The organism is Amycolatopsis sp. YIM 10 (assembly GCF_009429145.1).
In the GTDB taxonomy this organism is placed as follows: Bacteria; Actinomycetota; Actinomycetes; order Mycobacteriales; family Pseudonocardiaceae; genus Amycolatopsis.
On sequence record NZ_CP045480.1, the window covers coordinates 1,728,337 to 1,744,918 of the forward strand.

The 16,582-nt window shown below is 70.0% G+C and carries 22 protein-coding genes; 9 read left to right on the forward strand and 13 right to left on the reverse strand.

The window, feature by feature from the left end; translation table 11 throughout:
• Nucleotides 1-250: 250 nt before the first annotated feature.
• Nucleotides 251-496: a hypothetical protein gene (locus YIM_RS48545; RefSeq protein WP_194240084.1), complete on the reverse strand. Its 246-nt coding sequence runs from the start codon at nucleotides 494-496 to the stop codon at nucleotides 251-253.
• A 17-nt stretch (nucleotides 497-513) separates the two neighbouring features.
• On the opposite strand from YIM_RS48545, the gene YIM_RS08565 reads away from it, so the two are divergent.
• From YIM_RS08565 to YIM_RS08590, 6 genes are all read left to right on the forward strand, one after another.
• Nucleotides 514-903, forward strand: coding sequence for an NAD(P)-dependent oxidoreductase (locus tag YIM_RS08565; protein ID WP_194240085.1), 390 nt, complete (start codon nucleotides 514-516; stop codon nucleotides 901-903).
• 130 nt (nucleotides 904-1,033) lie between these two features.
• The gene (locus YIM_RS08570; RefSeq protein ID WP_153029818.1) at nucleotides 1,034-2,314 is read left to right on the forward strand and encodes a sensor histidine kinase KdpD; all 1,281 of its coding nucleotides are present in this window, start codon (nucleotides 1,034-1,036) and stop codon (nucleotides 2,312-2,314) included.
• The gene (locus YIM_RS08575; protein WP_153029819.1) at nucleotides 2,311-2,754 is read left to right on the forward strand and encodes a roadblock/LC7 domain-containing protein; all 444 of its coding nucleotides are present in this window, start codon (nucleotides 2,311-2,313) and stop codon (nucleotides 2,752-2,754) included. Before YIM_RS08570 ends, YIM_RS08575 begins: the two co-directional genes overlap by 4 nt.
• A gap of 62 nt (nucleotides 2,755-2,816) precedes the next feature.
• Nucleotides 2,817-3,158, forward strand: a complete 342-nt coding sequence (locus YIM_RS08580; protein WP_153036861.1) for a DUF742 domain-containing protein — start codon at nucleotides 2,817-2,819, stop codon at nucleotides 3,156-3,158.
• 28 nt (nucleotides 3,159-3,186) lie between these two features.
• A complete protein-coding gene (locus YIM_RS08585; protein ID WP_228004633.1) occupies nucleotides 3,187-3,825 on the forward strand; it encodes an ATP/GTP-binding protein in 639 nt (212 codons plus the stop codon).
• A gap of 41 nt (nucleotides 3,826-3,866) precedes the next feature.
• Complete coding sequence (locus YIM_RS08590) at nucleotides 3,867-5,096, forward strand: styrene monooxygenase/indole monooxygenase family protein (protein WP_153029820.1); 1,230 nt, start codon at nucleotides 3,867-3,869, stop codon at nucleotides 5,094-5,096.
• 185 nt (nucleotides 5,097-5,281) lie between these two features.
• On the opposite strand, the gene YIM_RS08595 is transcribed toward YIM_RS08590, so the two are convergent.
• Genes YIM_RS08595 through YIM_RS08605 form a run of 3 tightly spaced genes read right to left on the reverse strand, consistent with a single transcriptional unit; the run spans nucleotide 5,282 to nucleotide 7,375 of the window.
• Nucleotides 5,282-5,974 carry a PP2C family serine/threonine-protein phosphatase gene (locus tag YIM_RS08595; protein ID WP_153029821.1) on the reverse strand — a complete coding sequence of 231 codons (693 nt, stop codon included), beginning with the start codon at nucleotides 5,972-5,974 and terminating at the stop codon, nucleotides 5,282-5,284.
• Nucleotides 5,971-6,342 (reverse strand): DUF427 domain-containing protein, encoded by a 372-nt coding sequence (locus YIM_RS08600; protein WP_153029822.1) that lies wholly within the window; start codon nucleotides 6,340-6,342, stop codon nucleotides 5,971-5,973. Before YIM_RS08600 ends, YIM_RS08595 begins: the two co-directional genes overlap by 4 nt.
• Nucleotides 6,343-6,364: 22 nt before the next feature.
• Nucleotides 6,365-7,375 (reverse strand): serine hydrolase, encoded by a 1,011-nt coding sequence (locus YIM_RS08605; protein ID WP_194240086.1) that lies wholly within the window; start codon nucleotides 7,373-7,375, stop codon nucleotides 6,365-6,367.
• A gap of 122 nt (nucleotides 7,376-7,497) precedes the next feature.
• Between YIM_RS08605 and YIM_RS08610 the strand changes: the two genes are divergently transcribed.
• A complete protein-coding gene (locus tag YIM_RS08610; protein WP_153029823.1) occupies nucleotides 7,498-7,872 on the forward strand; it encodes a hypothetical protein in 375 nt (124 codons plus the stop codon).
• Between the two features lie 42 nt (nucleotides 7,873-7,914).
• Nucleotides 7,915-9,015, forward strand: a complete 1,101-nt coding sequence (locus YIM_RS08615; RefSeq protein WP_153029824.1) for a calcium:proton antiporter — start codon at nucleotides 7,915-7,917, stop codon at nucleotides 9,013-9,015.
• Here the strand turns inward: YIM_RS08615 and YIM_RS08620 are convergent.
• The 5 genes from YIM_RS08620 to YIM_RS08640 all read right to left on the reverse strand — a co-directional run bounded on the left by YIM_RS08620 (nucleotide 9,012) and on the right by YIM_RS08640 (nucleotide 13,373).
• Nucleotides 9,012-10,523, reverse strand: coding sequence for a long-chain-fatty-acid--CoA ligase (locus tag YIM_RS08620; RefSeq protein ID WP_153029825.1), 1,512 nt, complete (start codon nucleotides 10,521-10,523; stop codon nucleotides 9,012-9,014). The two genes, YIM_RS08615 and YIM_RS08620, sit on opposite strands and share 4 nt — an antisense overlap.
• The gene (locus YIM_RS08625; RefSeq protein ID WP_153029826.1) at nucleotides 10,520-11,401 is read right to left on the reverse strand and encodes a bile acid:sodium symporter family protein; all 882 of its coding nucleotides are present in this window, start codon (nucleotides 11,399-11,401) and stop codon (nucleotides 10,520-10,522) included. Before YIM_RS08625 ends, YIM_RS08620 begins: the two co-directional genes overlap by 4 nt.
• Before the next feature lie 114 nt (nucleotides 11,402-11,515).
• Entirely contained in the window at nucleotides 11,516-12,139 is a 624-nt protein-coding gene (locus tag YIM_RS08630) for a hypothetical protein (RefSeq protein WP_153029827.1), read from the reverse strand.
• Nucleotides 12,140-12,237: 98 nt separating this feature from the next.
• Nucleotides 12,238-12,888 (reverse strand): peptidylprolyl isomerase, encoded by a 651-nt coding sequence (locus YIM_RS08635; RefSeq protein WP_153029828.1) that lies wholly within the window; start codon nucleotides 12,886-12,888, stop codon nucleotides 12,238-12,240.
• A 32-nt stretch (nucleotides 12,889-12,920) separates the two neighbouring features.
• Complete coding sequence (locus YIM_RS08640; RefSeq protein WP_153029829.1) at nucleotides 12,921-13,373, reverse strand: MarR family winged helix-turn-helix transcriptional regulator; 453 nt, start codon at nucleotides 13,371-13,373, stop codon at nucleotides 12,921-12,923.
• Nucleotides 13,374-13,460: 87 nt separating this feature from the next.
• Here YIM_RS08640 and YIM_RS08645 point away from each other — a divergent pair, with 87 nt between their 5' ends.
• On the forward strand, nucleotides 13,461-14,525 hold the full coding sequence (locus YIM_RS08645; protein WP_153029830.1) for an FAD-dependent oxidoreductase: 1,065 nt from the start codon (nucleotides 13,461-13,463) through the stop codon (nucleotides 14,523-14,525).
• On the opposite strand, the gene YIM_RS08650 is transcribed toward YIM_RS08645, so the two are convergent.
• From YIM_RS08650 to YIM_RS08665, 4 genes are read right to left on the reverse strand one after another with little or no spacing between them, the layout of a single operon-like run.
• Nucleotides 14,503-15,147: a hypothetical protein gene (locus tag YIM_RS08650; RefSeq protein ID WP_153029831.1), complete on the reverse strand. Its 645-nt coding sequence runs from the start codon at nucleotides 15,145-15,147 to the stop codon at nucleotides 14,503-14,505. The two genes, YIM_RS08645 and YIM_RS08650, sit on opposite strands and share 23 nt — an antisense overlap.
• Nucleotides 15,144-15,893, reverse strand: coding sequence for an ATP-binding cassette domain-containing protein (locus YIM_RS08655; RefSeq protein WP_228004634.1), 750 nt, complete (start codon nucleotides 15,891-15,893; stop codon nucleotides 15,144-15,146). The genes YIM_RS08650 and YIM_RS08655 overlap by 4 nt, the downstream gene beginning before the upstream one ends.
• Nucleotides 15,890-16,246: a hypothetical protein gene (locus tag YIM_RS08660; RefSeq protein WP_153029832.1), complete on the reverse strand. Its 357-nt coding sequence runs from the start codon at nucleotides 16,244-16,246 to the stop codon at nucleotides 15,890-15,892. The genes YIM_RS08655 and YIM_RS08660 overlap by 4 nt, the downstream gene beginning before the upstream one ends.
• A complete protein-coding gene (locus tag YIM_RS08665) occupies nucleotides 16,243-16,569 on the reverse strand; it encodes a PadR family transcriptional regulator (protein WP_153029833.1) in 327 nt (108 codons plus the stop codon). The genes YIM_RS08660 and YIM_RS08665 overlap by 4 nt, the downstream gene beginning before the upstream one ends.
• Nucleotides 16,570-16,582: the final 13 nt, after the last annotated feature.

Below are 16,582 nucleotides of genomic sequence, written 5' to 3' on the forward strand. Positions count from 1 at the left end.
AGAACTCCAACATACCAACGAATTCGGCCGCGGTCTGCCGCCGATCGCGCGGTCTCGCGGCTTTCCCTTGCGCGCCAAGGAGAAATTCGGAAACCCTGATATGGCAAGGCATCCACCGGGTGAATTCCGGGTGAGGCGGAGTTACCCCGGCCAGGGTAGCCGGATCGGGTACTTGTCCGTTTTTCCCGCCGTGCGCGGAATTTCGAGGAGCTTTCGATGACGAGCGAAGTGACCGTACTCGGCACGGGGATCATGGGCGCGGGCGCTCGCCGAAGCGGGTGCGGATCCGGCGGCCGCGGTGCGGGATGCGGACGTGGTGCTCACCATGTTGTTCGACGTTGTTCGACGCGGACGCCGTCCGGCAGGTGATGGCCGAGGCGCTGCCCGCGTTGTCCGGGATCTGGGTGCAGTCGGGCACGGTCGGCGTCGAGGCCGCCGAGAGCTTCGCCGGGCTCGGTGGCCGTTGTGTCGACGCGCCGGTGCTCGGGACCCGCAAGCCCGCCGAGGACGCTGGTGGTGCTCGCCGCGGGTGCCGGGGTCCTGCGCGAGCCGGTCGCACCGGTGTTCGAGGCGATCGGCTCGCGCGCGGTCCGGGTGAGCGAACGGCCCGGCGACGGGCACCGGCTCAAGCTGGCCGCCAACGCCTGGGTGCTGTCCATCACCGCCGCCACCGCGCAGAGCGTGCGGCTGGCCGAGGATCTCGGCCTGGACAGCCCGTATGCGCAGCTCAAGGGCTCGGCGATGATCGACGGCGAGTACCCGCCCGCGTTCCCCGCCGGGGGCGCGGCCAAGGATGCCGGGCAGGACATGGCCGCGGTGAAGCGGGTCTTCCACCGAGGAAAAGGATCGTCCACAGTGGACAGTAAAGATCACGATCGAATACGTGGCGCGGTAACGGTATGACCGACTGTAGGCGAGCGAGAGCTTTTTGTGGACATCGGCTACGGTGTCTGCTTGCATGTTGCACTACGACCGTCGGCGTAGGGCCGGTGGGCAAACGGAGCCGTACGCGACGAAAAGGGTAGACAGGCAGATGGCGACGCGGGCTCGGGAACTACTGGATCGCTCGCGGGTGCTGCGAGATCGGGCGCGCGCGGCAGCGGTCCAGTTCCTCAGCACTCCCGATCAGCAACCGGTGCGGAGCACCAGGGTGATCGAGGCCCCTGCGCCCGCGCCCCCGGTGGACAACACCGAGCAGGAGGCGCTGGCCGGGATCTGCGCCAGCGTCGCGCTGCGCGACCTCAACCTGGTCGACTCCCTGCTCTCCCAGCTGGAGGAGATGGAAGCGCGCGAGGAGGACGACGAGCGGCTCGCCGAGCTCTACCGGCTCGACCACCTCGCCGCCCGCCTGCGCCGCAACGCGGAGAACCTGCGGGTGCTCGCCGGTCGCGAGGCCGGGGACAACGCTGGGGAGACCGCCTCGGTGGTCGACGTGATCCGCGCCGGCATGTCCTCGATCACGCACTACGCCAGGGTTTCCATCGGCCGAGTGGTTTCGCTGGGCGTGGTCGGCTTCGCCGCCGAGGACCTGAGCAGGCTGCTGTCCGAACTGCTCGACAACGCCACCGGCCAGTCCTCGCCGAACACCCCGGTCCGGGTCAGCGCCCACCTCACCGAACAGGGCAGCGTGCTGATCCGCATCGAGGACGAGGGCATCGGCATGCCGGCCGAACGGCTCGCCGAACTGAACGACCGGCTCGACGCCGAACCGGTGCTCGACCACGCCTCCGTGCGGCACATGGGCCTGGCCGTGGTGCGACGGCTCGCCGTGCGGCACGGCATGCGGGTGCGGCTGGAGCGCCGCGTCCCGCACGGCACCACCGCCACCGTGCTGCTGCCCGCCGAACTGGTCGGCGAGCTGCCCGAGGCCAGTTGGTCGGGCACCGCCACGGTGGTCGTGCCGTCGAACGGGTTCACCCCCACCATGGCACCGCAGGCCGAGGCCGTGCCGCTGGCCCGCCGCGGCTCGTCGAGCCCGCTCCCCAAGCGCACCGCCGGCGCTTCCGGGGCCACCGCCACCGCCGAGCCGCTGACCAAGCGCAAACCGTCGCCGGCACCCCGTGGCGACGACGAAGGCGGCGGGATCACCGCCGGCGGCCTGCCCCGCCGCGTACCCCGCAGCATCAAGGGCACCGGCGAGGACGAGCCGCCGCCCGCCCCGGAGGACCCGGTCGACGGCCACGACCGGCTGCTCGCCGACCTCGGTGCCTTCTCCGACGGGGAACGCGCCGCGCTGGAGGAGCAGCAGCGCGACCCCGGTGGCGCCAGAGACGAGAACGACCCAGCGAAACCACCCGAGGGACCCCAAGCGTGACCGCCGCCCAGCACAGTTCCGGCAAGCAGGATTTCACCTGGCTGATCAACGACTTCGTGCACAAGGTGCACGGGGTCAGCCACGCGTTGATCATGTCAGCCGACGGTTTCCCGCTGACCTCGTCGGACAGCATGAACAACGACGACGCCGAACAGCTCGCGGCCATCGCCAGCGGCCTGCTCAGCCTCGCCGGCAACAGCGCCGCGTTGTTCCACAAGGGCAGTTGTGAGCAGATCATCATCCGGCTCACCCACGGCTACTTCCTGTTCATGGGCATCGGGGTCGGCGCGGGACTGGCCGTGCTGACCGGCCCCGACTGCGACATGAAGGTCGTCGCGTACGAGATGACGCAGTTCGTCCGCAACGCCGGCCACGTGCTGACCCCTGAGATACGGGCCGACCTGCGGCGCGTGCTCACCGCCCGCAGGCCGCAGGCCTGACCGGCCGGGAGAAGGTGAACTACGTGTCCACTGACGAAGTGACCGAGCAGCCGGTCCGCAAGATGCGCAGCCGGCGCGTCCGCCCGTACACGCTCACCGGTGGCCGGACCCGCAGCAGGCACCACCTGCTGGTGGAAACGCTGATCTCGGTGCCGAACTACGACCCGGCGCTGGCCGACGCGCTGATGCCGGAGTCACGCGCGATCTACGAACGCGCCCGCACCCGCGCCTCGATCGCGGAGCTGTCCGCCGGGCTGACCATGCCGCTCGGCGTGGTCCGCGTGCTGATCAGCGATCTGGCGTCGCAGGGCGCGGTGCACATCCACTCCACGGCGCACACCTACTCCCACGACCTGTCGCTGCTGGAACGAGTCCTCGACGGGCTCAAGCGGCTCCCCGTCTAGACGAGGCCTTGAGCACCGCGGAAAGGACATGATGAGCAAGTCGAGCCTCGCGCACCCGGACGCCGGAGATCCCTTGGCGGCGATTTCGGCCAAGATCGTCGTGGCGGGTGGTTTCGGGGTGGGGAAGACCACGCTGGTGAGCGCCGTTTCCGAGGTGCCGCCGCTGAACACCGACGCCTGGATGACCGAGGCGGGCCAGGGCGTGGACGATCCCCCGGACGGGGGAAAGAAGTCGACCACCACGGTGGCGATGGACTTCGGCCGGATCACCCTGCACTCCGACCTGCTGCTGTACCTGTTCGGCACGCCGGGGCAGCCCCGGTTCTGGTTCCTGTGGGACGACCTGTGCCGCGGCGCGCTCGGGGCGGTGGTCCTGGTGGACACCCGCCGCCTGGACGAGTCCTTCGCCGCGATCAACTACTTCGAGAACGACTCCGACCTGCCGTTCATCGTCGCGATCAACCTGTTCGACGGGGAGTTGACGCACTCGGTGGACGAGGTGCGCGACGCACTCGCGCTCAGCGACGACGTCCCGCTGGTCACCTGTGACGCGCGTGATCGCGGTTCCGTGCAGCGTGTGCTGCAGGACGTGGTCCGGCACACGATGTCGATGGCGAGGCTGTCGGTGCCCGGCGGGGTGCCGCGCGCCGAGTTCAGCCCCGCCTGATTCCTCTCGAAGAACCGCCTTTCCTGGAGGGACGTCCCCACATGCCCAAGATCCTGATCGTCGGCGCCGGTCAGTCCGGCCTCCAGCTCGGGCTGAGCCTGCTCGAGCACGACGGCTACGAGGTCACCGTGATGTCGGCGCGGACGCCGGACGAGATCCGCGCCGGCCGGGTGATGTCCACCCAGTGCATGTTCCACCTGGCCCTGCAGCACGAACGGGACCACGGGCTGAACTTCTGGGAAGCCGAGACGGTCAAGGTCGAGGGACTCGGCGTGTCGATCGCCGCGCCGGACAGCAGCCGCGCGCTGGACTGGGTCGGCAAGCTGGACAACTACGCGCAGTCGGTGGACCAGCGGGTGAAGATGGCGGGCTGGCTGGAGAAGTTCGAGGAGCGCGGCGGGAAGCTGATCATCCACGGGGTGACCACCTCGGACCTGAACTCGCTGGCGGGCATGTACGACCTGGTGGTGGTCGCGGCCGGCAAGGGCGAGCTGGTGCAGCTGTTCGACCGGATCCCGGAGCTGTCGCCGTACACCCAGCCGCAGCGCGCGCTTTCGCTGGCCTACGTGCACGGCCTCAAGCCGCGCCCGGAGCACCCGGACTTCTCGGCCGTCCGGTTCAACATCATTCCCGGGATCGGGGAGCTGTTCATCATTCCCGCGTACACGCTCAGCGGGAACTGCGAAATCCTGTTCTTCGAAGGCATTCCGGGTGGGCCGCTGGACGTGTTCACCGACAACCCGCACCCGCAGGAGCACCTCGACCGGATACTGGCGCTGATGAAGCAGTACCTGCCGTGGGAGTACGACCGCGCGACCGAGGTGGAACTCACCGACGCGCGGGCCACGCTCGCCGGTGGGTACACGCCGGTGGTGCGCAACGCCGTGGGCGAGCTGCCGTCGGGCCACGCGGTGCTCGGCATGGCGGACGTGGTGGTGGCCAACGACCCGATCACCGGCCAGGGCTCGAACAACGCCAGCAAGTGCGCCGCGTCCTATTTGGACTCGATTCTGGAGAACGGGGACAAGCCGTTCGACCGGCAGTGGATGAAGAGCGCCTTCGACACGTACTGGGAGTACGCGCAGCACGTCACGATCTGGACGAACGCGATGCTGCAGCCGCCGCCTCCGCACGTGCTGGAGATCATCGGGACGGCGGGGGTGAAGCCGGAGGTGGCGCGGCGGTTCGCCAACGGGTTCCAGGATCCGTCCGATTTTCAGCACTGGTTCTTGGATCCGGAGAAGGCTGCTGCGTATTTGGCTGGTGTGTGAGGGGTTCGTAGTTCCGCACCCCGGTTTTTCAGTGTGACTACGGCGAAGGCCCGGGGGTGGGTTGGTGGGTGGTCCCGTTTTTGTTGCCGGGTGACGGTTTGCTGAGCGGTGGTTTGTTGACGTTGCTGGCTGGCGTTGCCGGCCGCCGGGTTGTTGGTGGGTGTCACGGCACGGCGGCTGCGCGATCAGTCGACGGCGATCACGATCGCGGTCGCGTTGTCCTTGCCGCCGGCGGCATTCGCGGCGGCGAGCAGCCGCCGCACCTGGTCGGCTGGGGCGGCGCCCCGGCCGAGGATCTCCGCGAGCGCGGCGAACGGGACCTGCTCGGCGATGCCGTCGGTGCACAGCAGGTACACGTCGCCCGGTAGTGCGGCCACGTTCAGCACGTCCGGCGCCGGCTCGTCACCGTGGCCGATGTAGCGCGTGAGCTGGTAGCGCGCGGCGGCGGCCTCGGGCGAATCGAAGGCGTACCACCCGTGGACGGCACCGAGCCACGCCATGGTGTGGTCGGTGGTGAGCAGCTCCAGCTGCCTGCCACGAAGCCGGTACACCCGCGAATCGCCGATCTGGGTGAGCCAGAACGTCGTGCCGTCGGCGACCAGCCCGGTCAGCGTGCAGCCCGCCAGCCCGCCCAGCCGCCTGCCGAAGTCGCCGACCCGGCGCTGCGCCAGCGCGACGGCTTCGCGCAGGCGGGCGGGATCGGGTGCGGCACCGGCGACAAAAACGTCCACCGCGGTGCGGCCGGCCATCGCGCTGCCCGGCCCGTCACCCATCCCGTCCGCCACGACGGCCAGCAGCGGGTCCTCGGCCAGGTGCCAGACGTCGTAGTTCTCCCGGTACCTGGTGCCGACCTCGCTGCCGCCCGCCGCTCGGATCACTTCGGGGTTTCCTCGATCCTGTCCACGCGGTCGGGGTAGAACGCCATGTGCCCCTTGATCTCGGCGACCGCGTCGTACGGTTCGTCGTAGGTCCAGATGGCGTTCTCCCCACCGCCGGTGATGCTGTAGTACGCCGACTCGCCCTTGTACGGACAGTACGTCTGGTGGTCGGTCCGCTCCAACGCCGAGACGTCGACGTCCTCGCGCGGGATGTAGGCCACCGCCGGATAGTTCGCCTCCCGCAGCGTGAGCGCCTTGGTGGTGTCGGCGATGGTGCGCCCACCCGCCGTGACGACGATCCGGTTCGGGTTGGGCTCGATGGTGATCGGGTGGTCCGGTCCGGGGACCAGCACCTTCCTGTCCGGCATGGCGTACTCCGTTCCTGGCGGGTCAGCCGCCGTTCGACGGCCGGTAAGCCCTGGCCTTGAACGTCAACGCGGCCGGCGCCGAGAACCTTCCCACCGAATCGACCAGCGTCCGCCCGATCGCCTGCCGCGCGCGCAGCGCCGGGTGGGTGGCACCGAAGTTGGTGTCGTTGGCCGCCGCGTCGCCGGTGAACGGGCCCGAGGCGAACAGCGAGTAGGTGATCATCGGCTTGCCTTCGGTGTCGAAGACGATCCCGGCCTCGTTGCGGCCGTCGTTGAACCAGCCCGCCTTGGTCGCCACGCGCAGCCGCTCGTCGGAGCTGAGGTTCAGCCGGATGCCGTCGGTGAACGAGCTGAGCGAGCGCAGCACGTTGAGCAGGTACTCGGTCGAAGCCGGGGACAGCAGCGTGCCGCCGACCAGCTTCTGCAGCAGGTCGTAGGTTTCACGCGGGGTCGTGGTGCCGAGGAAGAACCGGTTCGGGTTGGCCACCGGCACCACCTGGGTGTGCACAAAACCCTTGGCGCGCAGGATCTCGTTGAGTTCGGCGGCCGGGCAGACCAGTCCGCACAGGCGGACCGCGGTGTTGTCCGACAGGGTGAGCAGCGCGGCCATCGCGTGCCCGAGCGTCACCGAACTGGGGTAGGCGCCGTCGAGGCCGAAGATGCCGTCGGTGTCCTTGATGACGATGCCGGCGGTGACGTCAACGCGCTGGTCCAGCGTGAGCAGGCCGCGGTCGACCTTGTCCAGCACCGCGGTGGCCACCGCGATCTTGTTCACGCTGTAGGCCTCGACGACCTCGTCGGCGCGGTCCTCGACGGCGGGGGCCGACGCACCGGCCACGCCGATGTAGGACGACCAGGTGCCCTGTGCGCGGTACGTTTCGCGGGCGTAGACCCGCGCGATCTTGCGATTGGCCGAAGCGGCGTCGGTGGCGACGATCTCTTCTTCGGCGGAAGCGGGGGAGGCGGAGCCGAGCACCACACCGGCGGCGGCCGCGCCGCCCAAGCCGAGCATGTGCCTGCGATTCACGGTCATGGCGGGATCCTAGCCAGGTGCTCGCCCGCCGTGGTGGCCGTTCGCGCATTACCTCCCGGGTAATCGACTCGGCCCGCGTGAACCACGAAAGTTGGGGCATCGGAACGAAAACAGGAGGAACGATGTTCGAACTTCGTAACGTGCTGCGGATGGACGCGCTCGCTTCGGGTGCGCTCGGGCTGGTGCTGGCGGCGCTGTGCGCGGTGCTGGCGGAGCCGCTCGGCATTCCGGTGCCGGTGTCGCTGATCGCCGGGGTGGGGCTCGTGGGCTGGGCGGCGTTTGTCGGCTGGGTGTCCTCGGGGCTGAAGCCGGGCATGGTCCGCGAAGTGATTTCGATCAACGTGCTCTACGTGCTGGGCAGCGCGGCGTACGCCTTCCTCGGCGGTCTCACCGGTCTCGGCACGGCGTTTGTGCTGGTCCAGGCGGTGGCCGTGCTCGGACTGACCGCGTTCCAGTTGACCGGACTGTCCTCGGTCCGTGCGGTCCCGGCGGGGTGAGGCCGACGGGCGAGGTGGCCGGGGGTCTGGTTGGCTGGCGGCATGGCCACTCGATCCCCGGTGTTGTCCTGGACGACCGTGGTCCCGGTGCTCGCGGCCCTCGTGCTGGCCGTGACCTGGGGCCGGGACCTCAACACGCTCTTTGTCATCCTGGTCGCGATCGTGCTGGCGGCCACCGTGCTGGCCGCGGTGCACCACGCCGAGGTGGTGGCGCACCGCGTCGGTGAACCCTTCGGTTCGCTGGTGCTCGCGGTGGCGGTGACCGTCATCGAGGTGGCGCTGATCGTCACGCTGATGGTCTCAGGTGGACCGGAGTCCGCGTCGCTGGCCAGGGACACCGTGTTCGCCGCGGTGATGATCACCTGCAACGGCATCGTCGGCATCGCGCTGATGGCGGGCGCGATCCGGCACAGCTTCACCCACTTCAACGCCGAGGGCACCGGCGCCGCACTGGCCACTGTGGCCACCCTGGCCACGCTGAGCCTGGTGCTGCCGACGTTCACCACCAGCCAGGCCGGACCGGAGTTCTCCAGCGCGCAGCTGGTTTTCGCGGCGCTGGCCTCGCTGGCGCTGTACGGCATGTTCGTGTTCACCCAGACCGTCCGGCACCGCGACTTCTTCCTGCCGGTGGAGACCGAGAGCGGGTCCACCGACGCCGACGGCGACGGGCACGCCGACCCGCCCAGCGGCAAGGCCGCGCTGCTCAGCCTCGGCCTGCTGCTGGTCGCGCTGGTCGCGGTGGTCGGACTGGCCAAAGTGGAGTCACCGGCGATCGAGGCCGGGGTCAAGGCGGTCGGCTTCCCGCCGAGCTTCGTCGGCGTGGTGATCGCGCTGTTGGTGCTGGCGCCGGAAACGCTCGCCGCGCTGCGGGCCGCGTTGCGCGAACGCGTCCAGATCAGCCTCAACCTGGCCTACGGTTCGGCGATGGCCAGCATCGGCCTGACCATTCCGGCGATCGCGGTGGCCACCATCTGGCTGGACGGCCCGCTCATGCTCGGCCTCGGCGCCACGCAGATGGTCCTGTTCGGACTGACCATGGTGGTCAGCGTGCTCACCGTGGTCCCTGGCCGCGCCACCCGCCTGCAGGGCGGCGTGCACCTGGTGCTGCTGGCGGCCTTCCTGTTCCTGGCGGTCAATCCCTAGATAGCGCGGTCCCGGTCCGCCCAGTAGGGGGCACGCAGGTCGCGCTTGAGGACCTTGCCGGTGGCGTTGCGCGGCAGCGCCTCCACCAGGTCCACAGTGGTCGGTCGCTTGTACCCGGCCAGCTTGCCGGCGCAGTAGTCGAGCAGTGCCGCCTCGTCGAGATCGCCGGACGGCACCACGACCGCCTTCACCGTCTCGCCCCACTTCTCGTCCGGCACACCGATCACCGCGACCTCGGCGACCGCCGGGTGCTCGCTGAGCACGCGCTCCACCTCGGCCGGGTACACGTTCTCGCCGCCGGAGATGATCATGTCCTTCACGCGGTCCTCGACGAAGAGGTAACCGGCTTCGTCACGGCGCCCGGCGTCACCGGTGCGCAGCCAGCCGTCCTCCAGCGTCGCGGCCGTTTCCTCCGGTCGGCGCCAGTACCCGGCCATCACCTGCTCACCACGGATCCGGAACTCGCCGACCACACCGTCCGGCACCGGCTCGCCGGTCGTCGGATCGACCACCCGCACCTCCACCCCGCGCACCGGCTTGCCCGCCGCGGTGAGCCGCTCGCCCGCGCGGTGGTCCTCCGGGTCGAGCACGCAGAACACGCCGGACGCCTCGGTCATGCCGTACACCTGGTAGAAGTCCACGCCGAACGCGGCCATCGACCGTCGCAGCAACGGTTCCGGCATCGGCGAGCCGCCGTAGCCGAGGCACCGCAGGCTCGAGTAGTCGTAACTCTCGACCCCGGGCACCTGGAGGAAGAAGCCGAACACCGCGGGCACGAAGAACGCGTGCGTCACGTTGTCCCGGCCGAGCTGCGCGAGGATCCGGTCCGGTACCACCTCGCGCACGACGATCGTTTCGCAGCCTACGCCCAGTCCGGCGAGCGCCCAGCTGGTGCCGCCGACGTGGAACAGCGGCATGGCCACCAGGTTCACCGAGTCGCGCTCGAAGTGGAAGGCATCGGTCGCCGCGTCGGCGTGGGCCAGCATCGAGCGGTGGGTGAGCTGAACGCCCTTGGGATGGCCGGTGGTGCCGGAGGTGTAGAGCTGGAGGAAGCAGTCGTCCGGCGACGGCTCGTGCTCCTCGATGAATTCCGTTGCGGTGGCGAGGAAATCCTCATAGTCCTCGACGGGCACCACCCGCTCGACGGTCTCCAGCCGGTCCCGGATCCCGTCGACCACCCCGCGCAGCTCCGCGCCGACGAACAGCACGCGCGCGGTCGAGTCGTTGATCACGTAGACCAGTTCGTCGGGAGCCAGCCGGAAGTTGACCACCGCGTTGGCCGTGCCCGCCAGCGCGCAGGCCAGCGTGGTCTCCAGGCAGGCGGGATGGTTCTTGTCCAGGAAGGCGACACGATCACCGGGGCGCAACCCGGCCGCGAGCTGGGCACCGGCGTTGCGGCGGGCCCGGCTCACCAGCTCGGCCCAGGTCCACGTCTGCTCGCCGAACCGCAGAGCGATCCGGCCGGGCTCCTCGTCGGCCCAGCGCTGGACCGTGGTGAAGACGCTCATCGCGGTGAGCTTACCGGCGGCGCGGCCACCCGGCGGCTGATCAGGAAGCCGAACGCGCCGGCGGTGAAGAGCATGACGATGCCGTAGACCGCGCCGGGAATGGCGATCCGCGTGCTGTTCAGCAGGGTGAGCGCGATGGTGATGGCCAGCACGCTGTTGTGGATGCCGATCTCCATCGCGGCGGCGATCGACTGCCTGCGGTCCACCTTGAACAACCGCGGCGCGAGATAACCGACGCTGATGGAGAGCACGCTGAACAGCAACGTCGCCAGCCCGACGTCGGCGAGATAACCGCCGATGTTCTCCCGCTCCTGGTAGACGGCCACCAGGATGGTGCCGACCAGGAACAGCACCGACAGCAGTTTCACCGGCTTCTGCGCCCGGTCGGCCAAGGCGGGGATCCGGTGGCGCGCGAGCATGCCCAGCGCCACCGGGACCAGCACGATCGCGAAGATCTGCACGGTCTTGCCGAACTGGAGGCCGATCCCGGCGTCCCCGGCCATGAAGTGGCCGAGCGCGAAGTTGACCACCAGCGGCAGGGTGAGCACGGCCAGCAGCGAGTTGACCGCGGTGAGCGTGATGTTCAGCGCCACGTCCCCGTGGGCGAGGTGGCTGAACAGGTTCGCCGTGGTGCCGCCGGGCGAGGCGGCCAGCAGCATCATGCCGACCGCCAGCTCCGGCGGCAGGGAAAGCGCGTAGACCAGGCCGAAGCAGACCGCCGGCAGGACCAGCACCTGGCAGACCAGTGCCACCACCACGGCCTTCGGATAGCTGAGCACCCTGGCGAAGTCCTTGGTGGTCAGTGAAAGCCCGAGCCCGAACATGATCACGCCGAGCGCGATGGGCAGCAGCACGGTGGTGGCGACCGAGGATTCCACAGCGAAACCTCCGCGGGGGACAATCCGGAGGAACCGGACCAGGGCGGCCCAGTCTCGCAGCCGCCGCGCGCCGAAGCCAGGCCCGAAGCCGGTTCGTGGCCGAACCGATCTTCGTCAGGCGGCCATGGCCGGGACCCGTGGCGCGGTGGTCTCGCGCATCGCGGGCAGCGCCACGCACAGTGCCGCGCCGCCGAGCACCATCAGCGCGGTGACCTGGGTCCCGACGCACGCCGCGCCGATGACGAAGGTGCCGGCGGCCCACAGCGGGACGTCCCGGCGGAAGGCCAGCAGCACCACCAGCAGCGCGACCGCGCCCAGTTGCATCGACGGCACGGCACCGTAGAAGAAGGCGTCGAAGGCGGGCAGGTCGTGGATGGACCGGGAGATCGCGCTCATCCCGGCGCGGTTCTCGGCCCGGAAGCCGACGATCAGGTCGATCACCATCTGCCCCTGGATGGCGATCAGCCCGATCAGCCCGGCCACCCCGAGCACGTCGGCGACCGCCCGTTCGCCGCCGCCGCGCGCGTTTTTCCTGGCTCTGCCCCACATCGCGACGAGCACGACGCCGAACGCGAGATAACCGAGGATGTAGGCGAGGTGCGCCCCGGTCCACAGCGGGAGCGCGATGCCCCAGTCGAGCCCGGTGTTGCCCTTCCAGCCGAACTTCATCGCGATCACCCCGGCGAGCAACAGCACCGGCCCGGCGGCGAAAGCTCCCTTGACCACGGCAGGCTTCATGATTTTCTCCGTCCATCCACGATTGTGGGATGAACGATGGCAGCGGAGATCCCCGGGAACATCCGGGAATCTCCCGCCGCCCGACCCCTAGGTGACGCCTACGTCGTCAGTGCGAAGTGGATGCGGACCGGGTGCGCCGGCGCACCGTCGTCGGCACCGTCCGCGATGCCCGCGGCGACGATCCGGTCGAGCGTGTCCATGCCCCACACCACGCGCCCGAGCACGCTGTACTTCGGATCGATGTTCGCGTGCGAGTGCACCACGAAGAACTGGCTGCCGTTGGTGCCCGGCCCCTGGTTGCCCATCGCGACCGTGCCACGCGGGTAGGTCTCCTTGCCGGTCACCTCATCGGGGAACCGGTAACCGGGCCCGCCCTTCTCCACCTCGTGGATGTCCCCGCACTGCAGCACGCCCAGCCGCTGCGAAGCGGTCAGCCGGAAGCACTGCGTGTGCTGGTAGAACCAGCTGCGGATCAGGTGCCGGAAGTTGTGCACCGCGCACGGCGCGTTCGCCTTGTCCAGCTCGATGGCGACCAGCCCGTAGTTGGTCTGCAGCACCGCTTTCGCCGTGCCCTTGGCCGACGCGGTCGGCGACGGCGGCTGGACCGGCCGCGCGGCCGGGTTCTCCGGGGTCGGGGTGAACTCGCACTGCACGGTCGGGGCGGTGGGCGCGGCCTGGGCGGGGGTGGCCAGCCCGGTCAGTGCCAGCGCGGAAACCACGGCGATGGTCCACCGGTGCGTAATTTTCATGCGCGCACGTTAGCCCGATCGGGGGCGAGTCGTCAGCTCCCCGCGGCGGGTTCGAATACCTGCCGTCCGGTTTCGGACTGCGTGGTCAGTCCGAACAACGCGGTGGCCAGGAGCTCGCGCGTCTCGGCGGGCAGGCCCGCGGTCAGCTCGTCGAGCCGGTCGACCACGTCGTTGTGCGCGCGATCGCCGAGTTCGGCGCCCTTCTCGGTCAGCTGGATCTGGCAGGCGCGCCGGTCGTGGTCGTCGCGCACCCTGGCGACCAGCCCGCGGCGCTCGACCCGGTCCACCAGCCCGGTCAGGCTCGACTTCTCCAGGTGCAGTATCCGGCTCAGCTCGGTCATGCCCACCGGCCCGGCGATCAGCGCGCACAGCAGCTGCGCCTGCGGCTGGGTCAGGTCGTGGTCCCGGCTGGCGTCGGTGAACACGCGTTGCACCAGGTGCGACAACCGCACCAGTGCGGTCGCCAGCTCGGTCCCGTCGCTCATGTTCCCGAGTGTAGTTGACGTTCGTTCGCACCACGAACTACAGTAGTTCGCATAACCAACAGTACGTACTACGAACAAGGGGCGAAGATGACAGCGACCGTGGTGGTTGTCGGGGGCGGGTACGGCGGGGCGTCCGCCGCGAAGGCGCTCGACGACGTGGCCGAAGTGGTGCTCGTCGAGCCGAAGGAGCAGTTCGTGCACCACGTCGCCGCGTTGCGCGGCCTGGTGGAGCCGGAGTTCGCCGAGCGGATCTTCCTGCCGTACGACCAGCTGCTCAAGCGCGGCCGGGTGGTGCGCGACCACGCGGTGGCGGCCGACGCGGGCGCCGTCACGCTGGGCTCCGGCGAGCGGATCGAGGCGGACTACGTCGTGCTCGCGACCGGGGCCGAGTACCCGTTCCCGGCCAAGTTCACCGAGCGCGACACCGCCGCGGCCAAGGCCAGGCTGCGGGCCGCGCACGACGAACTCGCCGCGGCCGGGAGCGTGCTGCTGCTCGGCGCCGGTCCGGTCGGACTCGAACTGGCGGGGGAGATCAAGGCGAAGTGGCCGGACAAGGCGGTCACCATCGTCGACCCGGAGCCGGAGCTGCTCGGCCGGTTCCCCGAGGAGTTCCGGGCCTCGGTGCGGAGCCAGCTCGACGAACTCGGCGTGGAACTCCTGTTGGGTACGTCGGTCGAGACACCACCGGCCGAGGGCGGCTTCACCGTGGAGACGGCCGACGGCACCAAGATCACCGCGGACCTGTGGTTCCGTTGCTTCGGCATCGTGCCCACCACCGGTTACCTGACCGGCGAACTGGCCGCGGCCCGGCTGCCGGACGGGCGCGTCGAGGTCACCCCGGAGCTGCGGTTGTCCGGTCAGGAGCGGGTTTTCGCGATCGGTGACATCACCGACGTGCCGGAGGCGAAGATGGCCAGGGCGGCGGCGGAGCACGCCGAGGTGGTCGCGGCGAACATCCGCGCGCTCATCGGCGGCGACGGTGCACTGAGCACCTACGAGGCCGCGCCGCCCGCCATGGCGCTGCCGCTGGGGCCGAAGCGCGGTGCGTCGTACACGCCCGAGTCGGGCTTGCTGGACGCCGCGACCACGTCGGAGATCAAGGGTGCCGACATGATGGTCGGCCGCTTCGCTACGTTGCTCGGACTCGGCTGACCAGTACGCCGGCCACCGCGGCCAGCGCCAGGGCGAGCGCCGCGTCGAACGCCAGGGTGGGCAGCGAAACGGGGGTGTCCACCAGGGTTCGCGCGGCCTCGCCGACCGGTGGGAGCCAGCGCTGGAAACCGGTCGCCGCGACCACCGTGGCGCCGAGCACCGCGGTCCAGCCGATGCCCCGCACCACCGGGCGGGCACACAGCAGGCCGACCGCGGTGCCGGTGGCACCGGCCGCGAAGTGCGCGAGCGCACCGGCGGCGAGTAGGTGCGGGGGATAGTCGTATGCGGTGGCCAGCACCGGCCAGAGCAGGGCGAACGCCGCCAGGACGAGGTCGGCGAGCAGGCAGGTGAGCAGGATGCCGACGGTGACCCGCCCCCGCCCACCCGCGGCGGCGATGGTCACCTGGCGTTGCACCGGGTCTTCGGTGTTGGCCACGGTGACCGTGAGCCAGACCGACACCGGGTACAGCGCGAGGACCGAGGCCGCCCAGGTGCCCGGTGGGGGACCGGGGTCGCCGCCGAACAACGGCGCCAGCAGCATGCCGTAGAGCAGGAACGGCAGGAGGAAGCGCTGGGAGCGCAGGAGATCCGCGCTGTAGTACCGGACCAGGGCCCAACTCACGGTCGGTGCACCCCTTCGACGGTGGCGCCGAGCCTGGTGGCCTCGGCGACCACGGACCCGGTAAGCGTTTCGGGGCAGGACAAGGTGATCACCACGGTGCCCGCGCCTCTGCTTTCGCGGCTGCGGTTGCTCTTGGTGGCTGAGCCGTCGGGGGCGGGGGTGAGTTGTCGGTTGCGTAGGTGGAGGTTTTGTCGTCCTGGCAGGGCGTCGGCGGTGCCGGTGTGGTCGGTCAGTACCAGCGCGGTGGTCGGTACGAGAGCGGTGATCTCGTCGGTGAGCACTGGTCGCACGCCCACATCCAGACCGGACCACGGCTCGTCGAGCACCAGCAGCTCGGCCCCGCTGGTCAGCGCCTGCACCAAGCCGACCTTCTGCGCGTTGCCCTTGGACAGCTGGCTCATCGGCGTCGACAACCCACCGGAGAAACCCAAGCGCCGCAACAGTTCCTCCGGGTTTCCGGCCGAGCGCCCCCGAATGCGCCGCAGGTGCCGGAGGTAACTCGACGCCGACATGCGCAGGTGCGCGGGAAACCGATCGGGCACGTACCCCACCGTCGGCGGCCGTCCGGTGACGCGGCCTTCCGACGGCGTGCCGCACCCCGCGATCACCCGCAGCAGGGTCGACTTGCCGGTGCCGTTCTCACCGAGCACCACGATCGGCTCACCGGGCTTGATCTCCAGATCGACGCCTTCGAAGACCAGCGGCCCGCGCCGATAACGCTGCCCGACGGATTCGAGCCGGATCACCGGTGGACCCGGCTGGTGACCGCGGTGACCGGCAGCGCGGTGAGAAAACCGAGAGCCTGGCGCGTCCGCTCGCGCCCCTCGCAGGCGTGCAGCACGGAAACGAGTTCGGCGCGCCAGTTCGCCCGTTCCGCGCGGGGAAGAACGATCGCCAGCCGGTCGAGCACGGTGAGCCCGCTCGGCAGGCAGCGGCGCGTGAGACCGACGAGCACGGCGGCCGCCAGCATCGTCGCCGTGACCGTCCACACCAGACTGACGGCGGCGATGAGCCATTCGGTGCGGGCCAGCAGCAGCGACGCGGTCGCCAGCGCGAACGGCGCCAGCCACCACCGCGGACTGTGGACGAGCGCGGTCATGCACCCTCCTCGGCCGGCCCGAGCAGGCGCGACAGGCTCGCGCGCTTCTTCGCGCCCTCGGCGAGCGCGTGCACCGCTCGCGCGCGGCCTTCGGTGGTGAGCGTGTAGTACCGGCGTGGCGGCCGGCCGGCTTCCTGCGCGTGCTCCGCCTGCTCCCAGCGGCTGGACACCCAGCCGGCCGCGGTCAGGCGCTGGAGGATCGGGTAGATGGTGCCCGCCGGGAGCCCGCTCGCCTTGCTCAGCTCGAACCCCCACACCTCACCGGCGTCGCGCTCGAGGAACACCGCGAGCACGGCCTGGGTCTGCAGGGTCATTCTCGGCATAGGCAGAACTCTA

What these genes read in the sequence shown, in the direction of transcription:
- YIM_RS08570 (WP_153029818.1), top strand. Translation starts at nt 1,034, where the DNA reads ATGGCGACGCGGGCTCGGGAACTACTGGATCGCTCGCGGGTGCTGCGA.
- YIM_RS08580 (WP_153036861.1), top strand. Translation starts at nt 2,817, where the DNA reads ATGCGCAGCCGGCGCGTCCGCCCGTACACGCTCACCGGTGGCCGGACC.
- YIM_RS08585 (WP_228004633.1), top strand. Translation starts at nt 3,187, where the DNA reads ATGATGAGCAAGTCGAGCCTCGCGCACCCGGACGCCGGAGATCCCTTG.
- YIM_RS08590 (WP_153029820.1), top strand. Translation starts at nt 3,867, where the DNA reads ATGCCCAAGATCCTGATCGTCGGCGCCGGTCAGTCCGGCCTCCAGCTC.
- YIM_RS08600 (WP_153029822.1), bottom strand. Translation starts at nt 6,342, where the DNA reads ATGCCGGACAGGAAGGTGCTGGTCCCCGGACCGGACCACCCGATCACC.
- YIM_RS08605 (WP_194240086.1), bottom strand. Translation starts at nt 7,375, where the DNA reads ATGACCGTGAATCGCAGGCACATGCTCGGCTTGGGCGGCGCGGCCGCC.
- YIM_RS08610 (WP_153029823.1), top strand. Translation starts at nt 7,498, where the DNA reads ATGTTCGAACTTCGTAACGTGCTGCGGATGGACGCGCTCGCTTCGGGT.
- YIM_RS08615 (WP_153029824.1), top strand. Translation starts at nt 7,915, where the DNA reads ATGGCCACTCGATCCCCGGTGTTGTCCTGGACGACCGTGGTCCCGGTG.
- YIM_RS08620 (WP_153029825.1), bottom strand. Translation starts at nt 10,523, where the DNA reads ATGAGCGTCTTCACCACGGTCCAGCGCTGGGCCGACGAGGAGCCCGGC.
- YIM_RS08630 (WP_153029827.1), bottom strand. Translation starts at nt 12,139, where the DNA reads ATGAAGCCTGCCGTGGTCAAGGGAGCTTTCGCCGCCGGGCCGGTGCTG.
- YIM_RS08635 (WP_153029828.1), bottom strand. Translation starts at nt 12,888, where the DNA reads ATGAAAATTACGCACCGGTGGACCATCGCCGTGGTTTCCGCGCTGGCA.
- YIM_RS08640 (WP_153029829.1), bottom strand. Translation starts at nt 13,373, where the DNA reads ATGAGCGACGGGACCGAGCTGGCGACCGCACTGGTGCGGTTGTCGCAC.
- YIM_RS08645 (WP_153029830.1), top strand. Translation starts at nt 13,461, where the DNA reads ATGACAGCGACCGTGGTGGTTGTCGGGGGCGGGTACGGCGGGGCGTCC.
- YIM_RS08660 (WP_153029832.1), bottom strand. Translation starts at nt 16,246, where the DNA reads ATGACCGCGCTCGTCCACAGTCCGCGGTGGTGGCTGGCGCCGTTCGCG.
- YIM_RS08665 (WP_153029833.1), bottom strand. Translation starts at nt 16,569, where the DNA reads ATGCCGAGAATGACCCTGCAGACCCAGGCCGTGCTCGCGGTGTTCCTC.